This is a genomic window from Kitasatospora sp. NPDC059803, assembly GCF_042732255.1.
In the GTDB taxonomy this organism is placed as follows: domain Bacteria; phylum Actinomycetota; class Actinomycetes; order Streptomycetales; family Streptomycetaceae; genus Kitasatospora.
The window spans coordinates 23336-27848 of sequence record NZ_JBHWIJ010000091.1 but is presented as its reverse complement, the minus strand read 5'-3'; the positions used below and the strand labels follow the sequence as shown (position 1 = coordinate 27848).

Genomic DNA, 4513 nt, shown 5'->3' with positions numbered 1-4513 from the left:
GGCAGCACCAGGGCCGCACCGCACAGCAGGGCGGTGAAGATCTCCGACACCGAGGCGTCGAAGCTCGGCGAGGCGAACTGCAGCACCCGACTGCCGGGTTCGATCGCGAACCGCTCGATCTGGGCGGCCACCAGACTGGCCACGCCGCCGTGGGCAACCACGACACCCTTGGGGCGCCCGGTCGAACCCGAGGTATAGATCACGTACGCCGGATGCCGGACATCGAGAGCGACCACGGGATCCGTGTCCGGCGACTCGGAGGCCTCGGAGGCCTTGGCGACCAGCGCCGGATCGTCGATCATCAGCGCCGGGCGGGCGTCCGCCAACATGAACTCGATCCGTGACTGCGGGTACGCCGGATCCACCGGCAGATACGCCGCCCCAGCCTTCAGGACACCCAGGACCGCCACCACCGACTCCACCGAACGCGGCAAGGCCACGGCCACGACCTGCTCCGGACCCACGCCCCGGGCGATCAACGCATGCGCGAACCGGTTCGCCCGGGAGTTCAGCTCGCGGTACGTCAACTGGACGTCGCCGCAGACGAGGGAGACCTCGTCCGGCGTCGCCGCCACCTGCGCCGCGAACGCCTGCGGCACCGGCACGGCGGCCACCTCACGGTCAGTCGCGTTGCCCCGCTCCAGCAGGCGAATCCGCTCGTCGGAGTCGAGGAGGTCGATCCCCCCGATCGCCCGGTCAGGATCGGCGGTGACCGCCTCCAGCAGGAGCGTCCAGCGCCGCACGAGGGCGGCGACCGTCGAACGGTCGAACAGGTCAGTGGCGTACTCCGCCGCGCCGGCGATCCCAGCCGGTTCCCCGGCCGGACCGAATTGCTCGACGAGGCTCACCCCGAGGTCGAACTTGGCGGTTCCGGTGGCCACCGCGTAGGTGGCGACCTCCAGGCCGGGCAGCGAGAACCGGCCCATCGGGGCGTTCTGCACGGCCAGGATCGTCTGGAACAACGGGTGGTGGGACAGCGACCGGGATGGGTTCAGCACCTCCACCAGGTGCTCGAACGGCACGTCCTGGTGCGCGTACGCCGACAGTGAGGTCTCCCGCACCCGCCCGAGCAGTTCGGTGAAGCTCGGATCACCGCTCGTGTCCGTCCGCAGCACCAGCGTGTTCACGAAGAACCCGACCAGCTCGTCCAGCGCCTCGTCCGTGCGCCCCGCGATCGGACTCCCGATCGGGATGTCCGTCCCCGCCCCCAGCCGCGTGTACAACGCTGCCAGCGCCGCCTGCAGCACCATGAACAGACTGGTGCCGGTGTTCCGCGCCAACTCGGTCAGAGCGGCGTGCAGTTCGGGGCTCAGCTCCAGACCGACGTGGTCTCCGTGCCAACCGGCGACGGCCGGCCGGGGCCGGTCGGCGGGCAGCTGGATCAGCTCCGGCAGGTCGGACAGCTGGCGCTTCCAGTAGTCGAGCTGCTCGGCGAACCGGCTCTGCGGGTCGGCGGCGTCGCCGAGCAGGTCGCGCTGCCACAGCGTGTAGTCGGCGTACTGGACCGGGAGGGCCGCCCGGCTCGACGTCCGGCCCTCGCAGCGGGCCGCGTACGCCTCGGCCAGGTCACGGGCCAGCGGGCCGGTGGACCAGCCGTCACCGGCGATGTGGTGCATGACCAGCAGCAGCACGTGCTCGTCCGGCGCCAGCTCGAACAGCTCCGCCCGCAGCGGCGGCTCCGCCGCCAAATCGAAGGGCCGCCGGGCGAACTCGGCGAGCCGGTCGTGCAGTTCGGCCTGTGAGACCTCGGTCAGCCCGGCCCGGAGCCGGGCCTCGGCCGGGTCCAGGACCCGCTGGCACGGGACGCCGTCGACCTCCGGGAACACCGTCCGCAGGCTCTCGTGCCGGGCCACCACGTCGGCCAGCGCCTCGTCCAGCGCCGCCCGGTCGAGCGTTCCGGTCAGTTGCAGCGCCAGCGGGATGTGGTAGGTCGCGGCGCTGCCGTCCATGCGGTGCATGAACCAGAGCCGACGCTGGGCGAAGGAGAGCGGCACCGCCTCCGGCCGCTCGTGAACGGTCAGCGCCGGACGGACACGGCTGGCCCCGGCCAGTGCCTCGGCCAGCCCCGCAGCGGTGGGCGCCTGGAAGACCGCGCGCAGCCCGAGCTCCACACCGAGCACCGAGCGCACCCGCGCGGTCAGCCGGGTGGCGAGCAGGGAGTGCCCGCCCAGGTCGAAGAAGTCGTCGTCGACACCGACCTGCGCCCGGCCCAGCACCTCGGCGAACAGCTCGCAGAGGATCTGCTCCTGCGGCGTGCGCGGCGCCCTCCCGACCTCGGCCGAGCCGAGGTCGGGAGCGGGCAGCGCGGCGCGGTCCAACTTGCCGTTGGGCGTCAGCGGCAGCACGTCCAGCACCGTGAACACGGCCGGCACCAGGTAGTCCGGCAGCCGGTCGCGCAGGTGTGCCGCCAGCTCCGCCGGACGGACGGCCACGTCGGGACGGGCCGCCACGTAGCCGACGAGCCGGTCCTCCCGGGCCACGACGGCGGCCTGGGCGACCCCGGGATGCTCGGCCAGGACGGCCTCGACCTCGCCGAGTTCGACGCGGAAGCCGCGCACCTTCACCTGCTGGTCCGCCCGGCCGACGTACTCCAACTCGCCGTCGGCCCGGCGCCGCACCACGTCACCGGTGCGGTACATCCGCGCACCGGCCGGGCCGAACGGGCAGGCGAGGAACCGCCCGGCGGTGAGCCCGGGCCGGTTCAGGTACCCGCGCGCCAGACCCGGCCCCGCGACGTACAACTCCCCCGCCACACCTGGCGGCACCAGGCGGAGCCGCTCGTCCAGCACGTACACCCGGAAGCCCGCGACCGCACGGCCGATCGGCGGCACGCCGGAGCCCGCCACCAGCGGGGCGCTCATCGTCACGCACACCGTCGTCTCCGTCGGCCCGTACGCGTTGACCATCCGACGCCCCGGCGCCCACCGCGCCACCAGCTCCGACGGGCACGCCTCACCCGCCACCACCAGGGTGCCAGCCGTGACATCGGTGCTGTCCAGCGCGGCCAGGGCCGAGGGCGGCAGGGTCACATGGGTGACGTCGAGCCGGCGGTCCGTCAGGGCCTCCAGCGGGGCCCCGGACGGGGCGAGCACGAGGGTGGCGCCGGTCAGCAGGGCGCTGCACAGGTCCCAGAACGACGCGTCGAAGCTGGGCGAGGCGAACTGGAGCACCCGGCTGCCCGGCGCCAGGCCGAGCCGCTCGACCTGCGCCGCCACCAGACCAGACACCCCGCCGTGGCTCACCACCACGCCCTTGGGGCGGCCGGTCGAACCCGACGTGTAGATCACGTACGCCGGATGCCGGACGTCGAACGCGACCACCGGATCCGTGTCCGGCCAGTCTCCGTCGCCCACCATCCCCGGGTCGTCGACCACCACCAAAGGACGGGCGTCGTCGAGCATGAACGAGATCCGCGCCCGCGGGTACGCCGGATCCACCGGCAGATACGCCGCCCCGGCCTTCAGCACGCCCAGGACCGCCACCACCGACTCCACCGAGCGCGGCAACGCCACCGCCACCAGCTGCTCAGGCCCCACACCCCGCGCGATCAACGTATGCGCGAACCGGCCCGCGCATACGTTCAACTCCCGGTACGTCAACTCCGCATCACCGCACACCAGCGCGACCGCGTCCGGCACCGCCGCCACCTGCGCGGCGAACAGTTCCGGCAGGCTCACCCCTGCCGCCCCGCCCTCGACGGCGGGCAGCAGCTCGCGGCGCTCCTCGGCCGACAGCAGCTCGATCCCGCCGATCGGCTGGTCGGGCGCGGCGGCGACCGCGGCCAGCAGCCTGGTCCACCGGGTGACCATCGACTCGACCGTCGGGCGGTCGAACAGGTCGGTACTGAACTCGACCGCACCGCTGAGCCCGGCCGGCGCGCCGTCGGGCCCGTGCTCCTCCGCGAACCCGAAGGTCAGGTCGAGCCGCGCGGTCCCGGTGAGCACGGTCACCCCGGAGACCCGGAGGCCCGGCAGCTCGAAGTCACCGCCCGGCGCGTTCTGCACGACCAGCCCGGTCTGGTACAGCGGGTGGTGGGAGAGCGAGCGGGACGGGTTCAGCGCCTCCACCAGGTGCTCGAACGGCACGTCCTGGTGCGCGTACGCCGACAGCGCCGTCTCCCGCACCCGCCCCAGCAGCTCCGTGAAGCTCGGGTCGCCGCTGGTGTCCGTCCGCAGCACCAGAGTGTTGATGAAGAACCCGACCAACTCGTCCAGCGCCTCGTCGGTGCGGCCCGCGATCGGGCTGCCGATCGGGATGTCCGTGCCCGCGCCCAGCCGCGTGTACAGCGCCGCGAGCGCGGCCTGCAGCACCATGAACAGGGTCGCACCCGAGCGCCGCGCCAACTCCACCAGCGCCGCGTGCAGTTCGGTGTCGATCCGGAGCTCCAGCAGGTCGCCGCCGTACGACATGGTGGCCGGGCGCGGCCGCGGGGCCAGCGCCCTCCGCGGCACGGGCCGGCCCCCCCCCCCCCGCGTCCCAACGGTCCACACCGCCGCCGCACACCCGTCTGGGG

The 4513-nt window shown here is 73.4% G+C and carries 1 pseudogene; it reads right to left on the bottom strand.

Going from position 1 to position 4513, the window contains the following annotated elements:
* Positions 1-4451: pseudogene (locus ACFV6I_RS17010) on the bottom strand (amino acid adenylation domain-containing protein); the annotation flags it as partial.
* Positions 4452-4513: the final 62 nt, after the last annotated feature.